Source organism: Kitasatospora sp. NPDC001547 (assembly GCF_042894165.1).
Classification (GTDB): Bacteria; Actinomycetota; Actinomycetes; order Streptomycetales; family Streptomycetaceae; genus Kitasatospora.
This window is the reverse complement of record NZ_JBIAVL010000006.1, coordinates 107,140-133,032: the sequence shown is the minus strand read 5'-3', so window position 1 is coordinate 133,032 and position 25,893 is coordinate 107,140. Positions and strand designations below refer to the sequence as shown.

Below are 25,893 nucleotides of genomic sequence, written 5' to 3'. Positions count from 1 at the left end.
GGGGCGGGCCGCTCGCCGCCGCGCTCACCGGCGCCGCTCGCCGTCCGGCACCAGGTAGCGGTCGCTGGTGCTGGTCCAGGCCTGCACCCCGGCGACCAGCTCCCGGGTGCCGTCCAGGTACCAGCGACCGGCCGGGTGGCGGTGCAGCAGCTCGCGGCGCAGTTCCTCGCTCTCCTGCCGCAGCCGCGCCACCCGGGCGCGCACCGCGTGGACCGCCCGCAGCCGGGTGCAGCCGTGGGCCCGCTGGAGGGTGAGCACGGTGTTGAACGCGGCCCCGGCCTGCCGTTCCTCGCGCTTCAGCGAGTAGAGGTCGTTGATCAGTGTGGCGGCGTCGGCGGTGTTGGCCCGCAGCCGGTGCAGCGCGGGGTCCGCGTGCAGCGCGGCTGGGGCGTCGGCGCCGTGGACCCGTTCCAGTATGTTCATGAACGGGTACAGACAACTGCCGTGCCGGCGCAGCAGCATGGTGTCCGTCAGGTCGAGGCCGAGGGCGGGGACGGTGCCGCGGGCGCGGTGGTCGGCCTCGGCGGGGAAGGTGGCCAGGCAGGCCCGCCACTCCCGGGCCGCGCGGGCCCGCCACTCGGCGGACATCGACGCGGTCTGCCGGTCCCACAACTCGCGCCAGGCGAGCAGGAGCCGACTTTCGCAGCGGCTGCCGCCGGAGGACCCGTCGAGGACCGCGACCAGCGGGTCGACCAGGGCGTGGGCCTCGCCGGGGTGGCGGCCGGGCGGGCCGTCGAAGCGGTCGTCCAGGATGGTGAACCAGCCCAGCACGTCCACCAGGAGGTCGAGTTCGGCGCCCCGCGCGCGGGGGAAGGCGTGGCCGATCAGCTCGTGCAGCGCGTAGGCGCGGTAGCGGGGCAGTTCCGACGGGGTGAGCAGGCCGCGGCGGACCACCCAGTCGGCGTGCCGGTCGGCGGCGAGCCGCAGCTCGTCGTGCGGCCGGGGGCCCGCCGGCACGGTGGGGGCCGTGGCGGCGTCGGGAGCACTCGCGGGGGTGGTGCCGGTGAACGGGCACCGGCCCGGTGTCGGCGTGCCGGACGAGGACGGCGAGGCGAGCGGAGAAGCCGGGGAGGGCGAGGCGGCCGGGGAGGGCGAGGCGGCCGGGGAGGGCGAAGAGGAGGGCGACGCGCCCCCGGGTGAGGAGGCGGAATCGCCCTCGGGGGAGGCGGCCGAGGAGCCCCCGCGCGGGGAGCGCGCGCCGCGCGGCGCGAGCCGTACCCGCAGGCCCTGCGCCTGGACCGTCGTCCACACCACCTCGCGGGCCCGGGCGCCCGGCACCGCCACCGGCCGCCAGCGGCGCAGGATCGCCGCGGCCGCGACGGTCAGCTCGGCCCAGGCGAAGGCCTCCCCGATGCACTTGTGCTTGCCCGCCCCGAACGGCAGGAAGGACGGCCGCCCGGTTCCGCCGCCGTCCTGCCAGCGCTCGGGCCGGAAGCTCATCGGCTCCGGGTAGCGCACCGGGTCGCGGTGCAGCGCGGTGAGGCTGTACAGCAGCTCGGTGCCGGCCGGGACGCGGTACGGGCCGAGCTCGACGGGCACCTGGGCGGTGCGCATCAGGAAGGCGTTCGGCGCGTGCAGCCGCACCACCTCCTGGGTGACGCTGCGGGTGTAGGTGAGCCGGGCCAGTGCCTCGGGGGTGGGGACGCTGCCCGCGGGCAGGTGCTCGTCCAGCTCGGCGAGGATCCGGGCCTCCGCCTCGGGGTGGCGCAGCAGCTCGTCCAGCAGCCAGGTGAGCGTGGTGGAGACGGTCTCGGTGCCCGCGCCGAACATGGTGATCGCCTCGGACCGCACGTCGGCCTCGGTGAGCGGGCAGCCGGTGGCCGGGTCGGTGGCGGCGCGCAGCAGGGCGGGCAGGGTGCGCCGTCCGGCCCCGGCGCCCGCGGTGGCGGCGCGGCCGTTGACGGCCTGGTCGACCACCCGGTTGAGCACCCGCACGGCGTCGTCGAAGCGCCGGTTGACGGGCAGCGGCAGCCGGGCGAGCGCCGGGTTCGGGTAGAGGGACTGGACGATCTGGCCCTTCACCAGGTCCGGCAGCGCCCGGTGGAAGGCGACGGTGGCGTCCTCGCTGAGCCGGGCGTCGAACAGCGAGCGGGTCACGATCTCCAGCGCCAGGTGGTTCATCTCCTTGGCCACGTCGAGGACCTGGCCGGGACGCCACCGCGCGGCCCGCTCCTCGGTGACCTGCTGCATCACGGCCAGGTACTCGCCCATCCGGTCCGGGCCGAAGGCCGGCTGGATGATCCGGCGGCGGTCGCGGTGGGCCTGCCCCTCGGACATCAGCAGGCCGTCGCCGAAGGCCGTCCGGAGCGTGTCCTGGACGGCGCCGCGCGGGCAGTCGTGGGCCAGCGCGACGAGCAGGGTGTGGACCAGCCGGGCGTCGGTGACCACGCAGACGGTGCGCGGTCCGAGCCGGATCCGGACCACCCCGCCGTGACGGCCGAGCGAACCGAGGAAGCCGAGCGGGTCGCGCAGCAGGGCACCGGCGTGCCCGAGGCCGGGCAGGGCTCCGGGGGCCAGCGGGGGGACGGCGGCGCGGGCCAGCGGGGACGGGCCGGGTGCGGTTCTCGGGGGGACGATCAGCTTCCGGGTTTCGGTCAGCAGGGACATGACACTACCTCTCACCAGAGTGGCCGGCGCGGGCGATGCCGGGTGGCAGCGGCGGCCCGGCCCGGAGACGGGGGGACCGCCCAGCGCGGGCCCCGCGCGCGCCCCCGGCGGGAGGGCGCACGTTTGGCAAACGCGCCGGTTCCCCGAGCGTTGCGCCGAACGTGCGGGGATCACTCCAACGGCCGAGTGGATCGACCCTTTCGTGCGTGCTCGAAACCCCGTGTTGACCTGCGTGGATGCGTCCGTCCGGGTGGTCCCCGACCGGCCCGCGGGGCAGGGCCTTTGGACCCTCGCCGTACGGGCGTGCGAGGGACAGCATGGTGGCGGAGAAGGAGGAACCTGATGACCCGTCTGCGCCACCGGCCGGCCCTCGACGTCCGGGTGGAGATCCGCGGCGAGCTGCCGCGGGAGGACGCCGAGTACGCCCGGGTCCGGGCGCTGGCCACCGCCGCGGCGCTCGGCCCCGACGCCCACCCGCTGCGACTGCGGCTGACCCGCGTGCGGAACCGGTCGGTGGCCAGGCCCGCGCTGGCCCAGGCGGACGTCGAACTGGCCGGGGTCGGGCCGGTCCGGGTGCAGCTGGCCACCGGCACCGCCCGGGAGTCCGTCGACCTGGTCCTCGGCACGCTGGCCGGGAGGGCCGTCCGGCTGCGGGAGCAGGGCGACATCGGCTTCGCCGCCTCGTACGAGAGCGCCTACCGCCCGCAGTTCGCCGACCGTCCGCTCGCCCAGCGGCGGATCGCCCGCCACAAGGCGGTGGTGCCCGCCCGCCGCACCCCCGAGCAGGCGGAGTTCGAACTGTTCGCCCTCGACCGGCGGTTCCACCTCTTCGCGGACGCCGCGACCGGGCGGGACAGCCTGGTCCACCGCTGCTCCCCGGGCGGCACGGTGGAGCGGTGCGCGGCGGGCACCGGCGCGATGCCGCCGCTCGACCTCGCCGAGGCGGCTCGCCGACTCTGGCTCACCGGCCGCCCGTTCGTCGGCTGGACCGACCCCGGCGACCACCGGGCGCGGGTGCTCTACCGCCGGTTCGACGGCCACTACGGCCTGATCGCGCCGGTATCGGACGGCCGGATCGGGGCAGGAACCCCCTCGGCACAGGACTGACACCGCGGCGCGACGACCACACCACGAACTCTCCACGACAGGGGCCGGAACCATGGACTGCGACGAGGTCATGCTGACCGTCCGGATCACCGCCGCCGAGCGCGCGCTGCTGCGCGAACTCGCCCGCGGGCACGGCGGCGACGTCTCCGACGTGGCGGTGGACGGGCTGCTGGAGGTCATCCCCGCGCTGCACGACGACGCCTGCGTCCTGCCGCTGCTGCGGGTGCTGGCCGGGCCGGCGCCATTCGCGCTCACCCTCTGGCTGCCGGCTCCGGTCGCGGACCTGCTGCCGCTGCTCGGTGAGCGGCTCGTGCGGACCGGCGGTCCCGCGGCCGGGCCGGCCAGTGCCGCGCTCTCGGCGGCCCTGCGGCTCTGGCTCGCCGGGGACCGGGCCGCCCTGGCGGCCGGGCTGGCGCGGTTGCACGGTGGCTGTGGCGCGGGCGCGGTGGCGGTGATCAGGCCCGGGGAGCGCCCGGCGGCCGCCGCGGCGGAGCCGGTGAAGCTCGCGGCCTGATCCTCGGGCGTTACCTGACGGACCGTCATATGCCTGTCGGGTATGGCATGTCCGGGGCGGAAAGTCTCCTGGTCAGGGCACTGGTCAGGGCCCGTCGACGGGTCTAGCATTCCGTCACGGCCGACGCAGTCACCTGCCCCGGGACTCCGGCCGGGTGGCCGCCACCACCCCTGCCGGGGAGCGCGTACCCCCCGATCGCGCTCCCCGGCTCCACCCTGCCCGGAACCCTCTTCCGCCGGCCTCGGCGCGCCCCTGTCCGGTCGAACGGTCCGGCGAATTCCGCAAGAGGTTTCTGTTATTCCCGGCCACCCCTCCCGCTCTCCGGAGTGTCGGAAGGTCCGAGCCCCCCGCACCACAGGGGCACGGACCGTCGCACGAGGAGAGGAACGCGATGGGACACCGGAGCAGCGGGCTTCGGCGGCGCAGGAGCCGCAGGCTCACCCGCAGGAGCGCCCTGGTCGCCGTGGCGGTGGCGGCCGGGCTGGTGGCGGGGACGCTCGGCATCAGCACCGCGCTGGAACCGGCCGCCGTGCACGGCGCCGCCACGGCCGCGGACGCCGCCGCCGGCCGTACGGGCTCGCAGGCCGGGCTGGTCGAGGACGACGGGTCGGGGGAGACCGGCACCGCCGAGGGGGCCACCCGGGCGCCCGCCCCGAAACGGGACGAGAAGGCCGCCCCGCTCACGGCGATACCCAAGGACCAGCCCGAACGCGGGCTGGTCTACGCGGGGTTGAGCCTGCCGAGCAGCGACCGCTGCGGCGGCACCCTGGAGGTCACCGGCAGCACCCAGTGCAGCCACGGGCCGGACGTGCCGCCCAAGGGCGTGGACATCCGCCAGGACGTCCCGCCGGTCGCGGGCCCGGCCGGCCAGGCGCCCGCGCCCACCCCCGCCGCCGGTGCCCAGGCGCCCGCCGCCGCAGACCTGTTGAAGGGGGCCCCGCCCGTCCTCGACGTCACGCAGCGGGCCCTGCTGGACGGCACCGGCAGTGCCGCCGCCGACCCCGCACCGGCCGCGCCCGCCGGGACGAAGCTGGTCTGCGAGGGGGACGGCAGCGGCGGCAACCGGGTCCAGGTGGTCTACGTGCACGGCCCCGGCAACGACCGCTACGACCGGTACCTGTCCTCGTTCAAGAAGTGGGCCGCCGACGTCGACGTCATCTACAACGCCAGCGCCGCCGAGACCGGCGGGGAGCGGCACGTCCGCTTCGTCACCGAACCCGACTGCACCGCCTCGGTGTTGAACGTGCAGATCTCGGACGCCGAGATCCAGGACTTCAACGCGGGCAACCGCGCCCTGGCCGCGCAGGGGTTCAACCGCAAGGACCGCAAGTACATGATGTTCACCGACGCCAAGGTGTACTGCGGCATCGGAACCTTCGCCGGCGACGAGCGCCCCGGTCAGGACAACCTCAGCAACTTCGGCCCCTCGTACGGTCGGACCGACGCCGGCTGCTGGGGCGGCAGCACCGCCGCGCACGAGCTCGGGCACAACCTCGGCGCGGTGAACAACAGCTCCCCCAACTCCAGCAAGGCCGGGCACTGCACCGACGAGTGGGACGTCATGTGCTACTCGGACGCCCCGAACTACCCGTCGATGCGGACCGTCTGCCCGGACCGCGCCCAGGACGAACGGCTGGACTGCCGCCACGACGACTACTACAACACCGCGCCCGCGCCCGGCAGTTACCTGGCGACCCACTGGAACGTCGCGAGCAATCGCTTCCTCATCGCCGGCGGCGGGAACGGCGGCGGCACCGGGCCGAGCCCGACGCCCACCCCGGGCGGAACGGCCACGCCGACCCGCACGCCGACGGCCTCCCCGACACCCACCGGCGGCCCCACCGCCACCCCGACCGCCACGCCGACCGGCACCCCGTCGCCGACCGCGACCCCGACCCGGGGGAACGGCGGCCCCGAGGTGGCCATCAGCCAGATCACGCCGAATTCCGTCGTCCTGAGCTGGCCGGCCGCACCCGCCGCCGCCGGCTACGACGTCCTGCTGAACGGCCAGGTGATCGGTACCGTCCGGGCCACCGTGGTCCGCCTGGTCCACCTCGCGCCCGCCACCTCGTACACCGTGGCCGTCGCCGTCCGCGACGCCGCCGGGGCGGTGGGCCGTCCGGGCGCCCCCGCCACCTTCCGCACCGCCGCGGACCCCGGGCGCCCGCAGCCGGACGCGCGCTACACCCTGGTCAACGGCCTCACCGGCCAGGCCGCCGACCTGTGGGGCAGCTCGCTGAACGACGGCACGGTGGCCATCGCCTACCAGCGCACCGGCTACGCGAACCAGAAGTGGCGCTTCGAGGACGCCGGCGACGGCGCGGTGCGGATCAGGTCCGCGCGCTCCGACAAGTGCCTCCAGCCCGGCGGCGCGGCCGTCCCGGGCCAGTACGTCGCCCAGCAGCCGTGCTCCGACACGGCCGCGCAGAAGTGGCGACTCACCGCCGCGGGCGGCGGGTTCACCCTGACCGCGGACGGCGGAGCGCTGGTGCTCGGGATCGGCGAGCGGTGGTACTACGGCGGCCGGCTGCTGGAGCTGCAGCAGCCGAACGGCTCGCCTTACCAGAACTGGTCGCTGTCGAAGACCTCGTGAGCGGTTCGGGGTAAGGCTGTTCCCGTGAGTCCGTGAAACCGGTCGGCCCGTACGCCGGCCGACCCTTCGACCCGAGCCGCCGACGCCCGCGGGCCCCAGGACCCCGTGGGCCCCAGGTCCGTCGCGTCGGGAACGGCCGCCGCCCACCCGGTGGCGGCCGTTCCCGGCGTCCCCGCCCCCCACACCTGCCCCGAGGACCCTCCCGCATGCGAACCCGCCCCCACCTCACCGCCCTCGCCCTCACCGCCGCGGCCGTGCTCGCCGCCGCCGCACCCGCCGCCGCCCACGGCGACAGCGTCCACCTGGACGTCACCGGGCAGCAGAACGGCCGCGTCAGCACCGTTGCCACCTGGGAGAACGACCACGACCCGGTGACCGGTGAGTTCGCCGGCACGCTCTCCGCGACGGCCTCCGACGGCCGCGCCGTCGGCCCCTGGCGGCTGGTCACCGTCCCCGGCCGGCCAGGGACGTACACCACCCGGGAGATCCTGCCCGTCGGGCACTGGCGGGTCACCGTGGACTGTGCCTTCCCCGCCCTCGGACACGGCGAGCGCGAGCTCGACGTCGACACCGTCGTGATCGACGACCCGGTGCCCCAGGGGACGGCGGCCTCGCCGCTGCCCGAGACGCCGCGGCCCGTCGAGGCGGCACCCGCCCCGCTCCGGGAGCCCGCCGGCGGAGCGGCGACCACCGGCGGGGCGGGGACGACCGGAGGGACGGATACCGCCGGAGGGGCGGGGACCACCGCCGCCCCCGTCGCCGCCCGGGCGGCCTCGTCCGGCCGCGACCGCGCGACCACCTCCGACGCCACCACCTGGGCGGCCATCGGCACCGCCGCGGCGGCCGTCGTCCTGGTCGCCACCGGCCTCTGGCTGCGCCGCCACCGCGGCTGAGCCGCCCGGAACCGCCCGCCGGGTGCGCGCGCACGCCCCTGGCGCGGAACCGGCCGGGTGCGAACCGACGTCCCTTCCGGTCACCGGGCGCCACCGGGCGCCCGGCCGACCGTGAGGGAGCATCCGCGCATGAAGAAGGTCCTGATCACCGGTGGCGCGGGATTCATCGGCAGCACCGTGGCCTCCGCCCTGCTCGACCGGGGGATCACCCCGGTCGTGCTGGACGACCTCTCCCGGGGACGCGCCGAGTTCGTCGCGGACCGGATCTTCTACCGGGGCGACATCGCCGACGCCGCCCTGCTCGCCCGGATCTTCGCCGAGCACCCCGACATCGACGCCACCGTGCACTGCGCCGCGAAGATCGTCGTACCGGAGTCGGTGGCCAAGCCGCTGTACTACTACCGGGAGAACGTCGCCAAGACCGTCGAACTCCTGGACGCCCTCCAGCGCCACGGCTGCACCCGGGTCGTCTTCAGCAGCTCCGCCTCGATCTACGCCCCCACCCCCGACGCCCGGGTGGACGAGAGCAGCCCGGTCGATGCCGGCAGCCCGTACGCGCGCACCAAGCAGATGATGGAGCAGGTCCTCCAGGACTGGACCCGGGGCGAGGGCGCCGAGCGGCAGCGCGTCATCGCCCTGCGCTACTTCAACCCGATCGGCGCCGACCCGCAGCTGCGCACCGGCCTCCAGGACCTCCACCCCACCCACGCGCTCGGCAAGCTGATCGAGGCGCACACCACCCGCACCCCGTTCACCGTGACCGGCACCGACTGGGCGACCCGCGACGGCTCCGGCATCCGCGACTACGTCCACGTCCAGGACCTCGCCGAGGCGCACGTCGCGGCGCTGCTGCGGTTCGACGAGGTGATCGCCCCGGGCGTGGCGGACCGCTACCGGGTGATCAACGTCGGCACCGGCGACGGGACCACCGTGCGGGAGCTGATCGCCGCCTTCGAACAGGCCGTCGGCACCAGCCTGGACGTCCGGGAGGCCGGCCCGCGGCCCGGGGACGTGATCGGCTGCTACGCCGTCGTGGACACCGCGCGGGACCTGCTCGGCTGGCAGCCGCGGCGCGGCATCGCGGAGGGGGTCGCCGACGCGCTGGCCTGGCGGCGGGTCTGGTCCGCCCGGATCGGCGTCAGCTGACCGCCGGACGGCGTCACTTGACGGCCTCGCCGGACTTCGACCAGTTGTCGCGCAGCCGGTCGAGGTAGGACTGCGCCTGGGAGCCGATCCTGACGCCCCGGGCGAAGGCCAGCATGTTGCCCGCGCCCGCGTTGTAGCCGAGGGCGACCAGTTCGTCCCGGCTGAGCGGCACGCCCGGGCGCGCGGGCAGTTGCCCGGCGAGGTCGTGCAGGTGCCAGGCGGCCGCCTGGATCGCCAGGTTCCGGTCGTCCGGGAGCTCCTCCCACTGCCGGGAGGCGAAGGGGCGGCCGGGCCTGGTGTCCTCGAAGGCCGCCCGGTGCATGTTGGCGATCCCGAAGGAGGCGTCCGGCTTGCCGCGCTGCCAGGCGCGTTCGAGTTCGGGGTCGTGCGGCTTGTACGCCTCGTTGTAGAGGATCACCATCAGCAGTTGCGGGCTGACCCCGGCCTCGGCGGCGTACTGGCGCACCGGCGCCGCGTAGTCGGCCGGGTCGTAGCGGCCCGAGGGCTTCGACGGCTTCGGCGCGTTCGGCGGCGTCGCGGAGGAGCCGGCCGACGGTGCGGCGCCCGAACCGGGGCCGGAGGGGGCGGTGGCGGTCGGGGAGGGGCCGGCGGAGGCCGCGTCGTCGTGGCCGTTGCCGCGGACCAGGCCCAGCCCGGCCACCACGACGACGCCGATCACCAGCCAGCGTCCCGGGCCGGACCCCTTCTTGTCCTCACTCACCGCTGCCGCCCCTCCCCGTTCGCCCGTGCGCTCGTTCGACCGCCGCGCGGCTGATCGTGCCCTGCGGCAGGTTACTCGGCGGCCTTCCGGTCGCCGTCGAGGTTGCGCAGGAAGTCCTTCGCCTTCTCGACGCCGGTGTCGATCTGCCCGCTGTACTTGCCGTCCGTGCGGCCGTCGATCGCGTCGCCGACCTTGTCCAGGCCCTGCCCGATCACGTCGCCGTGCTCGCGGGCGAGGTCGGTGGCCTTGTCCGCGAGGTTCTTCAGACTCTCAAACATGGTGACGCTCTGCTCCTCTGATGCGTTCCTGATGGTGTGCCGACGTGGGCGGGGGATCACGAACCATCCTAACGACGGCCCACCGGGCGGTTCGTCGCTGCCGGGTGACAGCGGATGACTTTGCTGAAATGGGTTGTATGCTCCAGCCCATCTTCTACAGCGATGTAGAGGCCGATCGAGGGAAGTGCGCATGGCCGGTCAGCGGGCGAGAACTCCGTACCAGGACGCGGGACCGCGCACCGAGGACCGCGCCGTGCCCGTCCAGCTCCCGTGGGCGGCCGGCGTGGTGCGCGGGCCGGCCGCCGGTGTCCCCGTGAACCTCGCCGGTGCCCCCGGGGCTCCCGTCGGCCCCGGCGCGCCCCGGCAGGCCCGGGCGCCGCGCCCCGGAGCCGCCCGCCGTCGCCAGCAGGCGCGCCGGCGCGGCGGGGCGGCGACCGCGCTCTCGGCGGTCGGACTGCCGCTGCTCGGGGCGGTCGCGGACGAACTCGACGGGCCGGGCGTCGGACTCCTCTTCACGGTGGGCTCGGTGCTCGGGACGGCGGCCGCGGCGCTGCTGTGCGGCCGGGCCGGCCGGTGGTGGGTGGTGACGGCCGCTCCGGTCGTGGTGCTGCTCACCGCCTCGGGCGTCGAGTACCTGGCGCACCCCGGGAACTACCAGGGGAAGAACCTCGGCACCGGCGCCCTGCGCTGGGTGGTCGGGGCGTTCCCGGTGATGGCCGCGGCCGTGGCGGTGGCGCTCGCGGTGGTCGCGGTCCGCGCAGTACCGGCCCGCCGCCGACCGGCGCCGGAGCGCCGACGAACCGGCAGGACGGCGGCCCCGGCCGGGAGGGGCCGCCGTGACTGAGCGCGGCAGCGGCCGTACCCGCGGCCGCCGTCAGCGCGGCCGACGCGGCCGTGCCCCGCGCCGCGGCACCGACCCGCTGACCGTCGCCGGGCGCACCCTGGCCTGCACCGTCTCGGCCGCCGTGCTCGGGGCCAGCGGCTTCACCTGGTACGAGTACCGCAGCCTGGACGACGGCATGATCAAGTCCAGCGCGCTGAGCGAGGCCAGGAAGAACGCCCCGCCGCACCTCGACAAGTCCGTCAACCTGCTGCTGATCGGCCTGGACAGCCGCAAGGACATGGACGGCAACGACCTGCCCAAGCAGTTCGTGGAGGCCGAACTCCACGCCGGCTCCAGCGCGATCGGCGGCTACAACACCAACGCCCTGATCGTGCTGCACATCCCGGCCAACGGCGGCAAGGTCACCGCGCTCTCCGTCCCGCGCGACGACTACGTCCAGACCGTCGGCGCGGACGGGAGGATGCACAAGATCAAGGAGGCGTACGGCATCGCCAAGGAGGCCGCCGAACAGAAGCTGGCGGGCAAGGGGCTCTCCAAGGCGGCGGTGGAACGGCACAGCCGCGAGGCCGGCCGCTCGGCCACCATCCAGACCGTGCAGAGCCTCCTGGACGTCCCGATCGACCACTTCGCGGAGGTGAACCTGATCGGCTTCTACGACATCGCCAAGGCCGTCGAGCCGATCCAGGTCTGCCTCAACCACCCGGTGGACGACCCGATCACCGCCCGGACCGCCACCCACGAGGGCGGCGGCACCGGCCTCAGGCTCCCGGCCGGGATCAGCTCCCTCACCGCCGCGCAGGCGCTCTCCTTCGTCCGCCAGCGCCACCACCTCGCCAACGGCGACCTCGACCGCACCCACCGGCAGCAGGCCTTCCTCTCCTCCGTCGAGTACAAGCTCAAGCAGCAGGGCATCCTGAACGACCTCGGGCAGATGCAGAAGCTGTTCGCGGTGGTGAAGAAGGACGTGGTCATCGACAACGAGTGGAACATCCTCGACTTCGCCCAGCAGGCGCCCAACCTGACCGGCGGCAACGTGGAGTTCAACACCCTGCCGATCAGCGGCTTCAAGACCGTCGGCGGGCAGGAGGTCAACACCGTCAACCCGGACCTGATCCGGAAGATCGTCCGGCAGCTCTTCAACCACGAGCCGATGCCGCCCGTACCGGCCGCGACGCCCGGGGACGCGCCGGGCGAACCGGCCCCGTCGCCCACCGCCGGCCCGAGCTCGGCGGCCAGGACGGCGGTGGTCGACGTCAACGCGGCCGCGGGCGCGGGGGCGGCGGCCGACGAGTCCAGGGCACTGGCCGAACTCGGCTACCAGACGGGCCGGATCGGCGACGCCCCGGCCAGGACCCGGGCCACCACGGTGGCGTACGGATCCGGGGCCAGGGCGGACGCGCAGCAGCTCGCCGCCCGCTACGGGGTGAACGCCGTCTTCTCGACGGCCGTACCCGCCGGCCGCATCCGGCTCACCCTGGCCGTCTCCCGCCCCCCGAGCCCGACGGCCGTCCCGTCGGCGGCGTCGTCGGCGGCGTCGTCGGCCGCGCCGTCCGTGGGCGACCCGTCCGCCGACCCGGCGGCCGGACTGCCGATGCAGGGGCCGGCCGTGAAGGCCGGCGGGATCCCCTGCGTGGACTGAGCCGCCCGCGCGCGGCGGTCGGCCCCGGACCGGAGAGCCGGCCGCAAGCCCCGGCGGAAGCCGTCACCGCGGCGGCCGGGCGAAATCGGGATGCGGCCGGTCGCCGCGATGGGATGGGATGCGGGGACATGACGATCGTTTTGAACGAACCCGGCGTCGACGGGCTGACCGGGGCCGTGGACGCGCTCCGCGCATGGCAGGACGACCGGACGCCGCTGCAACTCCACCCGGGGGATCTCGGCTGGGCCTGGGCGCTGGGCGCGAAGAGGCTCGCCGCGGCCGTCCGCACCTGGAGCGCGGACGGGCGGATCGTCGCCGTCGGATACCTGGACGGCCCCGACGTGCTGCGCCTGACGACCGCGCCGGACCTGCGGCAGGACGAGGACCTGGCCCGTCGGTTGGCGGCGGACCTCGATGATCCGGGGCGCGGGGTCCTGCCGCCCGGGAAGGTCGGCCTGGAGGTCCCCGACGGCGCACGCCTCCGTGAGGTCCTCGCGGAGGCGGGCTGGCAGCCGGACGAGCCGTGGACGCCGTTGCGCCGCGACCTCTCCGAGCCGGTGGAGGGCTCCGGCCTGCGGATCGAGGTGGCCGGTCCCGAGACGGCGGAGGTGCGCACCGCGGTGCACCGCTCGGCGTTCGGCAGCCCGAGGTTCACCGAGGAGGTCTGGCACGTCCTCGCCGCCGGACCGGTCTACGCCGACGCCCGCTGCCTGATCGGCTACGACGACCGGGGCGACGCGGTGGCCGCAGTGACGGTCTGGTCGGCCGGTCCCGGTCGGCCGGGCCTGCTGGAGCCGGTGGGCGTCCACGCCGACCATCGCGGACGCGGCCACGGGGCCGCGATCTGCGTCGCTGCCGCTGCCGCGCTTCGGGGCATGGGGGCGTCGAGCGCGCTCGTCTGCACCCAGAGTTCGAACACCGCCGCCGTCGCCACCTACCGGGCGGCAGGGTTCGAACCGTCGCCCGAGCGCCTGGACCTCGGCCGACCCGCCTGACGACGTCCAGGCGGCGGTACCCCGGTGCGTTCGTGCCGGGCGAGCCGCCGGCGCGGTCGAGGCCTGGGCGGGAACGGGAGGACCGGCGGGTGCGCGGCGTCATCGCCACGCACCCGCCGGTGTCAGGGCGGCGGTCGCCGGATCGGTGTGGACCGCCGGACCGGATCCGTCGTCAGGCCCGGTAGGCGGCCCAGGCGCTGGACATCCGGGCGACCTGACCCGGGGTGAACTGGGTCATGCAGGAGTCGTAGGTGTAGTCCATGAAGTTGTGGATCGGGTCGACTCCGGTGGCGGTGCAGGTGTCCCGGCCGGCCGGGCACTGGTAGGCGGCGCTCTTCTCGGCCGGGGTGTCGGAGACGTAGTCGCCCTGGCCGCCGCAGCCGCCCTGGAAGGTGTGGTACAGGCCGAGCCAGTGGCCGACCTCGTGGGTGGCGGTGTCGCCCTCGTTGTAGTTGGCGGACGAGCCGCCGGGGAACGAGCTGTCGAGGATGACCACGCCGTCGTCGGTGGGGTTGGACTGGTAGCTGCTCGGGAACGTCGCCCAGCCGAGCAGCGACTGCCCGAGCTTGGCGGTGTAGAGGTTGAGGGCGTTGGCACCGCCCTTGCGCAGCGTGCTCTTCATCGACTTCTCGGCGGTGGAGCCCGGCGTGACGCCGCTGTACCAGGTCGCGTTGTCGGTGTAGTCGGTGGAGACCAGCTGGAACTGGAACTGGCTGGGGGTGTTGCCCGCGCCCTGGCCGCTGTAGGCCGCGTTGAGGACGGCTATCTGCTTGGTGATGTCGGTGGCCGTCAGCTTGCCGGTGGTCCCGGAGTGGACGACGTGCACGTACACCGGGATGGTGGTGGCCGTCAGCGTGCCGGGGGCGAGGTTGCCGCCCTGGGCGGAGTTCGCCAGCCGGGAGACGCGGGCCTTGAGGTCCGCGTCCATCGCCTTGGCCTGCGCGTCGGTGACGGCGTTGGGCTCCTGGCCACCGGGGCTGCCGGCGGGCTTGCGGGCCCCGGCGTCGTCGTGGCCCGCCGCCTCGACGCACTCCGTGGAGGCCGCGGCGGTGGTGGCCGTGGAGGGGGCGGCGAACTGGGTGAGGCCGAGGGTTGCGACCAGTGCCGCGGCACTGAGGAGTCTGCCGGCGGCACGCGAGGGGACGCGAACGGAACGACGCATCTGCGCTCCTGGGGGAGTCGTGGGGGACGGCGGCCGAGGGGGACCGCCGGGCCAAGGCTACGCAGAGGCGCGTGTACGCGTCAGACTCGTTCCGGTCTGGAGGTCCTGACGGCAAATCGGACATAATCCGGAAGTTCTGGCGCCCCGACCCGGCCGCACATGGAGCATCTCCCGTCATGCCTGCGCACGGTACCGGCTTCGGAATGTCCGAAAGTCGTCGCTCGCGCTGCCCGGCTCGTCCGCCCGGCCGGTCCGCCCGTGGACTCGTGAGGTCGCCCGGGTGCGGTCGCACTTGTGAGGTCGTATCCGAACTTGTTGCGATTACCGGCCCGTTCTCCGTCACACACACCGGTGAACGTGCCCGGAAGCGCGGGCGTGGACGAGCGGCTGCGGCTCTCCTGGGGGTCCTGTCCGGATCGGGCGTCCGCCCGTCGATCACGAGAGTGGGGCCCAGTGGGGACGAGAAGACGAAGGACGGGCGTCGCGCGGGCCGCGGTGCTCGGCGTCGTGCTGACCGGCAGCGGGCTGCTGTCGGCGCCGGAGGCGTTCCCGCAGGGCGCGGACGGGACGGTGACGGTGCGGGTGGTCCGGGCGGTGGACGCCTCGGGCGCGTGGACGCCCGGGCTGGAGCCGGGGCTGCCGGGGGTGAAGGTGACGCTCACCGGCGGGGGCCGGGTCCGCGTCGAGGGCACCACGGCGGCCGACGGGACGGTGACGCTCGCGCCGCCGCCGCGGAGCCGGGAGCACGGCGGCGCCTACCGGGTGCGGGTGGTGAACCCGAAGCCGGGCGTGCTGTTCCCCGCCTTCGCCTCGCGGCAGGGGCTGGCCGGCGGGCCCGGCCTGTTGAGCTCGAACGAGGAGTTCGTCGACCTCTCCGACGGCGCGGACGTCTCGTACACCACGGGGCTGTGGAGCCCCGGCGACTACTGCCAGAAGAACGCGCCCGTGATGACGACCTGTCAGAACACCGCCTGGCAGGGTGGTGGGCAGCGCACGCTGGTGTCGTTCCCGTACGGTGCGCGCGGCCAGGCGGACGTGGACGTGGACGTCGCCGACGTCGCCACCGCGGCGCAGACCGGCACGCTGTTCGGCGTCGCGTGGAACAGGACCGACCGGCGGGTGTTCTCCTCGGCGGCGGCCAAGCGCACCACGGCCTACGGCCCGGGCGGCCCCGGCGGGATCTACCTGACCGACCCGGCGCAGCGGAGGACCACGCTCTTCACCACCGTCCCGGACGCCGGAGGCACGGCGCACGGGCCGGGGGCGGACGAGGCGTTCCTGGCGGTGCCGGGCAAGGAGAGCCTCGGCGGGCTGAAGGTGACGGACGACGGCCGGGACCTGTTCGTCGTCAACCTCAACGACCGCCGGCTGTACCGCTACGACGCCACGGTGGCGAGCGCGCCGGCGCCGAAGGCCGTCTACCCCGTCCCGGATCCGGGCTGCCCCTCGGCCGGGGACTGGCGCCCCTTCGGTCTGGGCCTCCAGGACGGGACCGGCTACCTGGGCGGTGTCTGCTCGGGCGAGTCGACGGGCCGGGCGGCGGACCTGCGGGCGGTCGTGCTGCCCTTCGACCCGGCCACCGGCCGGTTCGGCCCGGCCGTGCTGGACCAGCCGCTGGACTACCCGCGCGGGTCGACGGTCGGCGCGGGCCCGTGCGACGGCGCGGGCTGGTTCCCGTGGACGGACACCTACCCGGTCGTGCAGAACGGGCAGGCCTGCGCCGGCTTCCGCGCCCAGCCGGAGCCGGAGTTGGCCGAGGTCGGCTTCGAGACGGACGGCTCGATGCTGCTGGCCTTCCGCGACCGCCTCGCGGACCGGGCGGCCGGCCAGGCGGCGGCGGGCGGCGCGGTCGGCGAGGTCCTGTCGGGCGGTGACCTGAACAAGGCCTGCCCGGCGGCGGACGGCGGCTACGTGATGGACACCAACGGCGGCTGCGGGCTCCCGCCCCGGGGGAACCGCTTCTTCGACACCAGCCGGATGGGCTTCCACCGCAACGCGGCCTACGCCGGGATGGCGCTGTCCAAGGTGGAGACCACCGTCGGGATCTCCGGCTTCGACCCGAACAGCACGGCGTTCGGCTACGGCACGTCGTTCCTGCGGCGGGCGGACGGCGGACAGGACCCGGTGTCCGGGCTGCGGCTCAACCCGCCGGACGTCCCCGCGCCGTTCGGCAAGGGCGCCTCGATGGGCGACCTCGAGGTGCTCTGCGACCGGGCGCCGCTGCAGATCGGCAACCGGGTCTGGTACGACCCCGGGCGCACGGGCGTCCAGCGGCCGGGCCGGCAACCGGTGCCGGGCGCGACCGTCCACCTGTACGACGGGGCGGGCACGCTCGTCGGGACGGCGCGGACGACGGCGCGCGGCGAGTACTACTTCGACGACTCGAACGTGGACGGCGGCCTCAGGCCGCACACGGAGTACACGATCCGGCTGGACGAGCCGTCCGACTACGCCGAGGGCGGTCCGCTGCACCGGTGGGTGCCCACCAGGCGCGGCGTCGGTGACGATCCCTTCATCGACTCCGACGGCGCCGCCCCGCCGGGCGGACGGTACCCCGAGCGGGCACTGACCACCGGCGGGCCGGGCGAGAACGACCACACCCTCGACTTCGGGTTCCGGCGCTGCGGGTGCGGGCACTGACTCAGGTCACTAGCCCTGGAAGTCGATCCGGGCGGCCGGGTGTGCGGCGGTGATCCGGTCGCGGACCGTCTGCGAAAGCCGGTTGTACCGCAGGTCGACCACCGCCAGGTCGGGGAGCGTGTCGAAATCGGCCGGCAGGTCCTTGAGTTCGTTGGAGGACAGGTCGACGGTCCGCAGCCGGCGGAACGTCCCGATCCCGGCGAAGTGCTCGGGCCCGGGCTTGTGGCGCTTGGTGTTCCTGCACCACCGGTCGATCCGGAGTTCCTCCAGCCCGGTCAGCTCCATGGCGAACAACTCCCGCAGGAAGACGTGCCCCGGCTCGGGGGTGCTGAAGCGGCTGGTGTGCCCGCTGAAGCCGAGGATCCGCAGGGCGGGCAGGCGGCCGAGGTCCGGCAGCGGGTCGCGCACCAGGCCGAGGCTGCCGCCGAGGTTGAGCTCTTCGAGCCGGGTCAGCCGGAGCAGGCTGTCGGGGACGGTGTCGAAGAAGTTGTCGCCCAGGTCGAGCCGCCGCAGGTTCGGGAAGGTGGTGACGACCTCGGGGAAGGTCCGCAGGCGGCCGTGAGTCATGGACACCTCCTCGACGCCGGTCAGGCCGTGCGCGGAGTCGGGGAACACGACGTCGGTCACGTCGGCGACCAGCTTCCGCAGCGCGACCAGACCGCCGAAGGTGTCCGGCAGGACGAACCGCGTCATCTCGGGGAGGTCCCACTCGGTCGTCGTGTCACCGGTGGTGACGGACAGGTAGGAGATGTCGAGTTCCTCCAGGGCGGTGAGCCGGCCGACAGCGGCCGGCAGGGAGAACTCGACCGTGACCCCGTCCGGGTCCCGGTTGCCGGCGACGCACAGCACCCGGAGCGCGGCCAGGTCGCCGACCGACTCCGGCAGGGCGGTCAGTCCGCAGAAGCGCACCGACAGGTGCTCCAGCCGGGTGAGCGTCCCGAGCGCCTCGGGCAGCTCGCCGATCGGGTTGCCGTCCAGGATCAGGGTGCGCAGCCACGGCATCCGGAGCACCTCGGCGGGGAACGCCCGGAGTTTGCGATCGGTCAGGTCGAGGTGCTCCACCCGGTCGGCCAGGGCCCGGGACAGGACGTCACCGGCCGACTCGGCCGCCGACCGGGCTGCGGGCCGCAGGACCGGGAGCCCGGCCCGCAGCCGGTCCAGGAACGCGTCGACGTCCAGGCAGTGGTCCTCCGCGTCGACGACCTCGGGCACGAACGCCTCCACGATGCCGTCCCCGACGGCGAAGTCGGCGTCGTCGTCATCGCCGTAGTTGTCCACCCAGCGTGCGCCGGGGGCGGAGAGCTCCATGTGGTGGTCGGAGTAGATCACCCAGGGGGTCTCGACGGTCCCGGCCACCAGGGAGCCGTGGTTGTAGTAGCCGTGGACCAGGTGGGTGAAGGCGCCGTCGTGGATGTGGATCTCCGCCTCGCCGCCCTCCAGGGTCTCCGCCTCGGTGCGACCGCCGACGTAGAGCCCGGGCCGGTCGTCGTAGAGCGCGATCGGCCCGTTGACCGTCAGGTCACCGGTGACCACGACCAGCTCGACCTCGCCCGCGGCGTCCCCGCCGCGCAGTTCGCCGACGGCGGTCAGGAAGTCCCCGTCGAGGGTGAGGTCGCCGTCGATGAACAGCACCTCGCCGTAGCCGGGCGACGCTCCCGCACCCTCGAACACGGCGGACAACGCGCCGCCCAGGCGGGCGTCGGCATCGGCATGGGACAGGGACGCGGGGACAGCGGATTCCGGCATGGCGAGAGCATAGGTCCGCGCTGTGACAGCCGTACCGGCGCGCTATCCGGCGGAGGCGGAGACGTGCGCCGGAGCGGGATGGGCGACCGCGACCGGCGAGTCGACCCCCCGGTCACGGGACGAGGGACGGGGCAGCCGGCCCGAGGGCCTCAGGGCCTTCGCGATCTGCGCCCCGGGCACCGGGACGGGGCCGTACCCGCAGGACGGAACGGCACTGCCGGACAAGGACTGACGGTGCGGGCCGCTGCCACCCGATCGCCCGGGCTCCCCGGTGGTCAGCGTGCACGGCCCGGAGGCACGACCCCGGACAGGGCATCCCGGAGATCTCCGATCCGGCGGTAGTGGAGGGCGGCCATCCCCACCTCGCGGGCCGCGATGACGTTGGCCTCGGTGTCGTCGACGAACAGGCAGCGGTGGACCGGGGCTCCCACCCGCTCCGCGGCGATGAGGTAGACACGCGGATCGGGCTTCGCCACACCGATGCGGGAACTGTTCACCACGGCATCGGCGAGGTCGGCCAAGCCCTGCCGGGCGAGATCCGACTCCAACCGTGTGGTCGCGTTGGAGACCAGGGCGACCGTGGCGACTTCACGGACCCTGGTGAGGAGCGACACGACATCCTGATCGACGCGCGGCACGAGTTCGGACCAGGCGGTGACCACGCTTCGGGCGCGGTCCGTCGATCCACATGCCTCGGCGAGGTCCGTGGCCACCGCCGAACGCCATTCCTCGTCGGTGACCTCCCCCGTGATCGCGGGATGCAGGCGGGACGGTGCGAAGGCGGCTGCCGCGAAGGTGCCCGCAGGGAGTCCGTGGACATGGTCAAGGTCACCGGGTCCGGAAGTGGGCCAATGCCGCAGCACCCCATCGATGTCACAGAGCACGGCGTCGTAGGGGAGGGCAGTCACAGTGCGAACTCCTTTGCGGTGGTCGTCCGTTGGCCGGCATCAGCAGCGTAGGCGGTCCGGGCCGCCGGTGGGTGCCCTCTGTCACCGGGTGGAGCCGGGTCGCCCCCGGCGCGTACCGAAGGGGGAACTTAACCAGCTGGGGGCACCGTGGCCCCGTTCACCCGCCCGGCCGCCGACGGCCGGTGCCCCGTCCGGGCCGCCCCTGCCGGGCGGACGCGGCCCGGACGGCGTCACGCGGGTGTCAGGCGGGCGCCGCGCCGGGGGCGTCACGCACCGCCGCGCAGAGGCGCCCCGCCCGTTCGGCGGCGTCGCCAGAACGGGCTCGACGGCCAGCGCCGCTCCTGGTCGTACGTGTACGCGTGGTTCCTCCGGTAGGCGTCCGCGACGCCGTCCAGGAACGCCGTGTAGTCGGCGAGGGCGGCCGCCGCGCGGGCCGGGGCGGCCAGGCACGCGGCAACGGTCCGCCCGGCGCGGGCGCCGGTGTGCAGCGCGGTGAGGATGCCCTGTGAGGAGAGCGGGTCGAAGGCGAGCGCGGCGTCCCCGGCCGCCACCCAGCCCGGGCCGGCGGCCGGGCCCAGCCGCACGCCGTGGGCGGGTGCCCAGCGCGGCGAGGGGGTTGCGGCGGGGTCGTAGCCGTCCAGGCGCCGGCGGACGTGGTCGGTGTGGGTGGCGGCGTGCCAGAAGCCCTGCGGGGTGCGGAGGGCGGGGGCGGCGAGGTCGGGGTCGGTCAGGTGGGCGACCAGGCGTCCGGCCGGGACCGGGGCGGTGTACCACCAGCCGTCGGGTGCCGCCTCGACGAGCGTGCGGGCCTCGGCGTCCTCCGGGCCCGCGCCGCCGGCCGCGCGGCGGCCGGGGAGGACGGCGTAGACGGCGACGAGCCGGTCCTGCCGGTGGCGGCGGCCGTGCCGGCGGCCGATGACGCAGCTCCGCCCGGTGGCGTCGACCGTCCAGCGGGTGTGCAGCTCCGCCACGGGGCCGGCCCCACGGCCGGCCCCGCTGTCCTTTCCCTCGTCGCGACGGCTGTCCGCACCGGTGCCGTACTGACGGACGGTCAGTCGGCCGCCGGACCAGGCGAGCAGGGTGGCCCGCCGCAGCTCGGCGCCGGCCGCCACGGCCGCGTCCCGGAGGAAGGCGTCGAAGCGGAGCCGGTCGAGGTGCCAGCCGTGCCCGTACGGGTCGAACACGTGGCTGATGCCGTGCAGCGCCGGCGAACCCCAGGCGGCGTACGTGCCCGTGGACGCGGGGTGCCCGGCGGCCAGGAAGCCGTCCAGCAGCCCGAGGTCGCGCAGCAGCGGGCGGGCGGCGGGCGGCAGCGACTCCCCGATCTTGAACGCGCCGCGCCCGGCGGGCGGCGAGGGGCGCCCGCCGGGGTCGAGGAGCAGGACCCGCCGGCCGGCGGCGGCCAGGACCAGGGCCGCGACGGAGCCCGCCGGGCCGCCGCCCGCCACGACGGCGTCGACGGGCCCCGGCGGGCCCGGGCGGTCCGTCACCGGTCCCGCCGCAGACGCTTGACCTTGTCGATGTAGCCCGCCGAGACCTCCTCGTCGGGCAGCTCCGCCATGGTGACGGCGGTGGCCGTCGCGGCCCCGCCGAGCACCGGGTCGGCGCCGAGCGGTACGTGCAGGGTGACCAGGTTGCGCCGGGCCGGCGGTGCGGGCTCCGGCGGGAAGGTCACCTCGGACTCGACGAGCAGCTCCGCCGGGAGGCGGGGGTCGTCGGTGGGCCCGGGGCGGCGCTCGACCACGCCTAGCCGGCCGAAGTCCGTCACCATGGCGTTGATGGCGTCGGTGTAGCCCGGGGGGAGCCAGCGGAGCCAGGCCCGCCGGTTGCCGAACGCGGCCAGGCGTTCCCCGATCGGCCGGGAGGCGTCCATGACGATCGCGTACTCCTCCTCGGCGATCACGTGGTTGGGCACCCGGGCCGGCCAGAAGGTGGGCAGGTACGGGTCGTAGGTGCCGAAGCCGGGAGAGGTACTCGTAGCCGGACCGGCAGCTCGCGGTGTCGGTCTGCCAGGGCACGGCCATCCACCTGGTCAGGTCGCCGGGCCGCTGGGCGTAGAGCGGGCCGTCGAAGGAGAGGGCGATCCGCGGGGTGAGGGTCGGGCCGTAGGCGGGCGGGGGCGGCAGCGCCGGATCGCGCAGGCGCACCCGGAAGGGGCTGCTGTACAGGGTGGTGTGGCGCATCGGCCAGGTGAGTTCGCAGCCGGGGTGGAAGGCGTCGGCGAGACAGAACGAGAGCGCCGCCCGGTCCAGGGTCCGGGGCCGCTCGGCGAACGGGACCTCGTCGAGGGAGGCCGGTGGTACGGCGTGCTGGTCGTAGTCGGCGACGAAGTCCCCGCGGGCCCAGCGCCGCAGCAGGCGGTACTGGAGCGGGGAGAGCGTCACGTGCTGGCGGACCGACTGGGCCGGCACGTTCATCGCATCGCCGTACACGCCCGGCCACGGCACGGGGGAGAGGCCGTCACGGTCGTAGTCGCGGATCGTCAGCCAGACCTGACGGCGCAGCTCCCGCTGGACGGGCGAGGGGTCCGCCAGCGCGGCGAGGCGCGCTGGGGCGAGGAGGTCCTCCCGCCCGCCGTGACCCAGCTGGACGGCCACCCCCTGGTTGACCCACTGGAGGTCGCACAGGCGGCGCAGCACGGGCAGCACGTCCCGGGTGAACGACGGCCGCGGCGGCTCCGGGAGGAGGCCGGCGGTGACGAAGGCGTCGCGGACGAGGTCGTACATCGTGCGCACCGAGGTGAGTTCGGGCGCGTAGTTGGGGGGTGCGGTGACCACCCAGCCCGGTTCGACCGGGACCGGCCGCCCGTCGATGCTGACCTCGGCGGTGACCGGCCCGTCGGAGACGTCGTCGTGCCAGCCGTCGTTGTTGGCGAAGGTGTCGGCGGGGGTGTCGGTGGCGGACGCGGAGACGCCCCGGCCGCCGAGGAAGAGGAGCCGGCCGCTCTCGTCGGTCCGCAGCTCCCCGAGGTAGACGGGCCGGTCCAGGAAGGTGCCGGTGTCGAAGGTGTGCTCGGGACCGCCGGACCGGTTGCGGCCGCGCACCGACCGGGGGCCGGGGTCGATGACCAGACGGTCGCGCCGGTCGGCCGGGACCTTGGGGTTGCGCAGGTTGCTGTCCTCGGTCTGCTCCGCCTCGGGGATGTCGAGGGCCAGCTGGAACTGGTACCAGGCGGCCTTCCGGTTGGCGACGTGCACCGTCCAGCGCAGGTCCGCGTTGTCGGCGGTCAGCTCGGCCACCGGCTCGCCGGCCGCGTTGTAGCCGTAGACGCGGAACCGGACGGCCTGCCGCTTCAGGGCACCGGTGGCGTCCTTGTAGCTCCCGGCGGGCAGCGGGGCCGGCTGGTCGACCTCGGGGGCGAGGACGAATCCCTCCGCGCTGTCGCCGACCCTGGCCACCCCGATCGCCGGGTGCACGGCGGCCCGGACGATCCTGGTGTCGCGGCCGGGCGGCGGCGTGATCTGCTCGCGGGCCGGGCCGGGTTCGGCCGCCGGGACGCCGTTGACGTCGCGGCGCTGCTCGGCCGACGCCCGGTAGACGGTCCTGCGGACCTCGGAGATGCTGCCCACCGGGCGGTGCTCGGCGAGGGCGTGCCACGGGTTGAAGGCGAGGTTCTCGCCGTAGGCGGCCTGGCCCCGCGCCGTGACGTCCTGCTTCCGGAGGGTCAGCCGGGCCACCGTCACCGGTTCGCTCGCGGTCTCGTCCCACCGTACGGTGGCCCGGTCCAGCGGCATGCGCTGCGGGTCGGTGCGGAACTGCAGCATCAGGTCGAAGGCCGCCGCGCCCGCCGCGAGCCGGTGGCGCAGGTCGGCGGCCAGGTACGCGGGGTTCTCGTCGGGCGGCACCGCCGCCGGGTCGCCCGGCGCGCAACCGGCCGGCGCCAGCTTGTACTTGACGAAGCGCTCGGCACCGAAGGCGTAGGGGAGCACGCTCCAGTAGTCGGCGGTGAGCACGCTCTCCTCGAACCGGGCCATCGCGTCGAGGATCTCGCGGGTGACCGGGTGGTCCTGGAGGTACCGCTCGTAGTCGCCGTCGACGACACCGGCCCTGGTGAACTCGCACATGTCCTGGGCGGTGTCGACGAAGAACACGTCGTGGTTCTGGAGCAGCAGGTCCTGGGTGCCGGCCTCGGTCTCGCCGTCCAGCAGCTTTCGGCCGGGAACGCCGAACAGTTTGACGCCGATGCCGAGGGTGGTGTCGAGGTCGGGGCTGCCGGGCACGGTGTCGCTGGAGAAGCGCACCCAGGCGGGCAGGCCGTCGGGCCGCTCGTGGGCGGTCCCGAGGAACCCGACGCGCAGGTCGGGCGGCAGGTCGGGGGAGACCGTCAGCACTCCGCGGGCGACGCCGTGCGGTTTGAGGAACACCGGTCGTCTGACGGGGTCCTGGCCGCGGGACATCCGGGCGCCCTGGGTCAGGTCGACGAACATCTGCTTCAGGGCGGCGGCCGGGTCCTCGGCGCAGTCCGCCGGCTGCGGAGGGCCGGCGTTCCCGCCGGTCCTGTCACTGCCGTGGTTCCCGTGGTTCCCGGCGAAGGGTGCGGGGGTTCCGATCATCCTGTGCTCCGATCAGTGCGGTGCCGGGCCGGTGGTCCGGAGGCACGCGCCTGTGTCCACCCACCCGGTCCAGCCTGCACAGGCCGGTGATCCCCGGCGCGCCGAGGTACGCCCGAACCGAGCACACGGCCGGGCCGCGGCCGGGCGGCTCACTCCAATCGGCCAGCAGCGGTCGCACCCCGTGGGACCGGGGGCACCGTCGTCGGGTCCCGGCCCGGGCCGGGCGGTGCCCGGCGCCCCGCCGGACACCGCCGAGGCCCCGCACCGATGCGCCGGTCCCGCGGTGAGGACGATCCTCAGCCCTGGCCGGCGCTCCCCATCGGGCCGATCCTCACCGGGGATCCGCTGCCGTCGGTGACGGGCAGGGAGCCGGCGCCCGGCCAGGGCAGGGTGACCGACTGGGTCTCGTCCGGCGGGGTCACCACCAGGCCGGTGACCCGGACGCCGGAGCCGCCCGAGGTGTTGGCCGGGTAACTGATGCCGAAGTAGGTCGACTTGCCGTTCACCACGACGCCCTCGACGACCGGCTCGCCGGACCGCTTCGCGGACACCGGGCCCGCGGAGGTCTTCAGGTCGACGCCCGCGTATCCGGACAGCGTGCAGTCCTTCCCGCTGTGGTTCTTCAGCTCGACCACGACGGTGTTGTCGGCGTCGCCGGTGATGGTGCGGTCCGCGGCCGTGATGGTCAGGTCCGCGGTCCGGCACTTGGCGGTCTTCCCGGCCCCGGTGGAGCCGGCCGGTGCGGTGGTGGGCGGCGTGCCGGGCTTCCCCGGGGCGCTCGAAGCCGGGCCGCCGGAGGCCGGAGCGCCCGAAGCCGGACCGCCGGAGGCCGGAGCGCCGCCGGAGGAGCCACCGGTGGCCGCGGCCGGGGCGGCGGTCGGGGCCGTGGTCGGGGCCGCGGTCGGGGCGCCTTGGGCAGTGCCCGTCCCGTCGTCCTGGCAGGCGGTGAGCGAGAGGGCGGCGGCGACGGCCAGGGCGGCGAAGGTGAGCTTGCGGACGCGCACGGTGATTTCCTCCGGATGGGCGGCGGTGCCGGGTGCTCGGTGCGAGCGGGTTTCCGAAGACCGGGACCGCCTTCCCGGACGAACCGTTCCGCCCGGGCCGCCCCCAGGACAGTGCTGTGACACGTACGGCCGGAAACCCCCGCGCCGTCGCCCGCCGTGCCCTGCCGCACCCCGCTGCCGACCTGCCCGGATGCCGGTTTCACGGCGCCGCCGCGCACCGTCGGCGCGAGTCACCGGCCGCCGGTACAGACCCGTGACCCGGACGACCTTGACCCACGGACCGCGACAACACCGCGACCCCGACGATGCGCCGCGCTCGGTCCCGGCCCGGCGACCGGAGTGACGGGGACGGCGGTCGAGGCAGGAGGCTCGTCGGGCGCGGCCAGCCGACGCCGACCGGTCGGCGCCCGTGCCTCCGTACCCCGCTTCCGTCGTCCGACCTGACTCCGACTCACGACCGGGACCCTGGTCCCGGTCACCCGTCGATCGGCGGGTGGGGCTAACCCCCGGGCCGATCAGGGGGTGCGGCGGATGGTGCGGGGT

17 protein-coding genes are annotated in these 25,893 nt (G+C 75.0%); 9 read left to right on the top strand and 8 right to left on the bottom strand.

Features of this window, described 5'->3' with window-relative positions; all coding sequences use genetic code 11:
* Window positions 1-24 precede the first annotated feature (24 nt).
* Window positions 25-2,607, bottom strand: coding sequence for a cytochrome P450 (locus ACFY0X_RS14075; protein ID WP_387753538.1), 2,583 nt, complete (start codon window positions 2,605-2,607; stop codon window positions 25-27).
* A gap of 342 nt (window positions 2,608-2,949) precedes the next feature.
* Between ACFY0X_RS14075 and ACFY0X_RS14070 the strand changes: the two genes are divergently transcribed.
* The 5 genes from ACFY0X_RS14070 to galE all read left to right on the top strand — a co-directional run bounded on the left by ACFY0X_RS14070 (window position 2,950) and on the right by galE (window position 8,860).
* Entirely contained in the window at window positions 2,950-3,714 is a 765-nt protein-coding gene (locus tag ACFY0X_RS14070) for a sigma 54 modulation/S30EA ribosomal C-terminal domain-containing protein (protein WP_387753535.1), read from the top strand.
* 52 nt (window positions 3,715-3,766) lie between these two features.
* The gene (locus ACFY0X_RS14065) at window positions 3,767-4,228 is read left to right on the top strand and encodes a hypothetical protein (RefSeq protein ID WP_387753532.1); all 462 of its coding nucleotides are present in this window, start codon (window positions 3,767-3,769) and stop codon (window positions 4,226-4,228) included.
* Window positions 4,229-4,619: 391 nt separating this feature from the next.
* Window positions 4,620-6,821: an RICIN domain-containing protein gene (locus ACFY0X_RS14060; protein ID WP_387753529.1), complete on the top strand. Its 2,202-nt coding sequence runs from the start codon at window positions 4,620-4,622 to the stop codon at window positions 6,819-6,821.
* A 206-nt stretch (window positions 6,822-7,027) separates the two neighbouring features.
* Window positions 7,028-7,714 (top strand): hypothetical protein, encoded by a 687-nt coding sequence (locus ACFY0X_RS14055; RefSeq protein ID WP_387753527.1) that lies wholly within the window; start codon window positions 7,028-7,030, stop codon window positions 7,712-7,714.
* A 129-nt stretch (window positions 7,715-7,843) separates the two neighbouring features.
* Window positions 7,844-8,860, top strand: coding sequence for a UDP-glucose 4-epimerase GalE (gene galE, locus ACFY0X_RS14050; protein WP_387753525.1), 1,017 nt, complete (start codon window positions 7,844-7,846; stop codon window positions 8,858-8,860).
* A 13-nt stretch (window positions 8,861-8,873) separates the two neighbouring features.
* On the opposite strand, the gene ACFY0X_RS14045 is transcribed toward galE, so the two are convergent.
* Together ACFY0X_RS14045 and ACFY0X_RS14040 are read right to left on the bottom strand one after the other, a co-directional pair.
* Window positions 8,874-9,581: a lytic transglycosylase domain-containing protein gene (locus ACFY0X_RS14045; protein WP_387753522.1), complete on the bottom strand. Its 708-nt coding sequence runs from the start codon at window positions 9,579-9,581 to the stop codon at window positions 8,874-8,876.
* A 71-nt stretch (window positions 9,582-9,652) separates the two neighbouring features.
* Window positions 9,653-9,859 carry an antitoxin gene (locus ACFY0X_RS14040; protein ID WP_387753520.1) on the bottom strand — a complete coding sequence of 69 codons (207 nt, stop codon included), beginning with the start codon at window positions 9,857-9,859 and terminating at the stop codon, window positions 9,653-9,655.
* Between the two features lie 190 nt (window positions 9,860-10,049).
* Between ACFY0X_RS14040 and ACFY0X_RS14035 the strand changes: the two genes are divergently transcribed.
* The 3 genes from ACFY0X_RS14035 (at window position 10,050) to ACFY0X_RS14025 (ending at window position 13,337) form a co-directional block, all read left to right on the top strand.
* A complete protein-coding gene (locus tag ACFY0X_RS14035) occupies window positions 10,050-10,703 on the top strand; it encodes a DUF6542 domain-containing protein (protein WP_387753517.1) in 654 nt (217 codons plus the stop codon).
* Window positions 10,696-12,342 carry an LCP family protein gene (locus ACFY0X_RS14030; protein ID WP_387753515.1) on the top strand — a complete coding sequence of 549 codons (1,647 nt, stop codon included), beginning with the start codon at window positions 10,696-10,698 and terminating at the stop codon, window positions 12,340-12,342. The genes ACFY0X_RS14035 and ACFY0X_RS14030 overlap by 8 nt, the downstream gene beginning before the upstream one ends.
* 128 nt (window positions 12,343-12,470) lie before the next feature.
* On the top strand, window positions 12,471-13,337 hold the full coding sequence (locus ACFY0X_RS14025; RefSeq protein WP_387753512.1) for a GNAT family N-acetyltransferase: 867 nt from the start codon (window positions 12,471-12,473) through the stop codon (window positions 13,335-13,337).
* A 172-nt stretch (window positions 13,338-13,509) separates the two neighbouring features.
* Here the strand turns inward: ACFY0X_RS14025 and ACFY0X_RS14020 are convergent, their stop codons facing one another.
* Window positions 13,510-14,499, bottom strand: coding sequence for a zinc metalloprotease (locus ACFY0X_RS14020; protein WP_387753509.1), 990 nt, complete (start codon window positions 14,497-14,499; stop codon window positions 13,510-13,512).
* Between the two features lie 453 nt (window positions 14,500-14,952).
* On the opposite strand from ACFY0X_RS14020, the gene ACFY0X_RS14015 reads away from it, so the two are divergent.
* Window positions 14,953-17,139 (top strand): SdrD B-like domain-containing protein, encoded by a 2,187-nt coding sequence (locus ACFY0X_RS14015; RefSeq protein WP_387753506.1) that lies wholly within the window; start codon window positions 14,953-14,955, stop codon window positions 17,137-17,139.
* A gap of 9 nt (window positions 17,140-17,148) precedes the next feature.
* Here ACFY0X_RS14015 and ACFY0X_RS14010 read toward each other — a convergent pair whose 3' ends face one another.
* From ACFY0X_RS14010 to ACFY0X_RS13995, 4 genes are all read right to left on the bottom strand, one after another.
* Complete coding sequence (locus ACFY0X_RS14010; RefSeq protein ID WP_387753504.1) at window positions 17,149-18,885, bottom strand: hypothetical protein; 1,737 nt, start codon at window positions 18,883-18,885, stop codon at window positions 17,149-17,151.
* Window positions 18,886-19,160: 275 nt separating this feature from the next.
* Window positions 19,161-19,793: an HAD family hydrolase gene (locus tag ACFY0X_RS14005; protein WP_387753501.1), complete on the bottom strand. Its 633-nt coding sequence runs from the start codon at window positions 19,791-19,793 to the stop codon at window positions 19,161-19,163.
* Between the two features lie 266 nt (window positions 19,794-20,059).
* Entirely contained in the window at window positions 20,060-24,346 is a 4,287-nt protein-coding gene (locus ACFY0X_RS14000) for a LodA/GoxA family CTQ-dependent oxidase (RefSeq protein WP_387753498.1), read from the bottom strand.
* Window positions 24,347-24,642: 296 nt separating this feature from the next.
* Complete coding sequence (locus tag ACFY0X_RS13995) at window positions 24,643-25,350, bottom strand: DUF4232 domain-containing protein (RefSeq protein ID WP_387753495.1); 708 nt, start codon at window positions 25,348-25,350, stop codon at window positions 24,643-24,645.
* Window positions 25,351-25,893: the final 543 nt, after the last annotated feature.

Bases quoted from the DNA above. Each gene is read 5' to 3' on its own strand.
- ACFY0X_RS14075 (WP_387753538.1), bottom strand. From the start codon at position 2,607: ATGTCCCTGCTGACCGAAACCCGGAAGCTGATCGTCCCCCCGAGAACC.
- ACFY0X_RS14070 (WP_387753535.1), top strand. From the start codon at position 2,950: ATGACCCGTCTGCGCCACCGGCCGGCCCTCGACGTCCGGGTGGAGATC.
- ACFY0X_RS14065 (WP_387753532.1), top strand. From the start codon at position 3,767: ATGGACTGCGACGAGGTCATGCTGACCGTCCGGATCACCGCCGCCGAG.
- ACFY0X_RS14060 (WP_387753529.1), top strand. From the start codon at position 4,620: ATGGGACACCGGAGCAGCGGGCTTCGGCGGCGCAGGAGCCGCAGGCTC.
- ACFY0X_RS14055 (WP_387753527.1), top strand. From the start codon at position 7,028: ATGCGAACCCGCCCCCACCTCACCGCCCTCGCCCTCACCGCCGCGGCC.
- galE (WP_387753525.1), top strand. From the start codon at position 7,844: ATGAAGAAGGTCCTGATCACCGGTGGCGCGGGATTCATCGGCAGCACC.
- ACFY0X_RS14040 (WP_387753520.1), bottom strand. From the start codon at position 9,859: ATGTTTGAGAGTCTGAAGAACCTCGCGGACAAGGCCACCGACCTCGCC.
- ACFY0X_RS14035 (WP_387753517.1), top strand. From the start codon at position 10,050: ATGGCCGGTCAGCGGGCGAGAACTCCGTACCAGGACGCGGGACCGCGC.
- ACFY0X_RS14025 (WP_387753512.1), top strand. From the start codon at position 12,471: ATGACGATCGTTTTGAACGAACCCGGCGTCGACGGGCTGACCGGGGCC.
- ACFY0X_RS14020 (WP_387753509.1), bottom strand. From the start codon at position 14,499: ATGCGTCGTTCCGTTCGCGTCCCCTCGCGTGCCGCCGGCAGACTCCTC.
- ACFY0X_RS14010 (WP_387753504.1), bottom strand. From the start codon at position 18,885: ATGCCGGAATCCGCTGTCCCCGCGTCCCTGTCCCATGCCGATGCCGAC.
- ACFY0X_RS14000 (WP_387753498.1), bottom strand. From the start codon at position 24,346: ATGATCGGAACCCCCGCACCCTTCGCCGGGAACCACGGGAACCACGGC.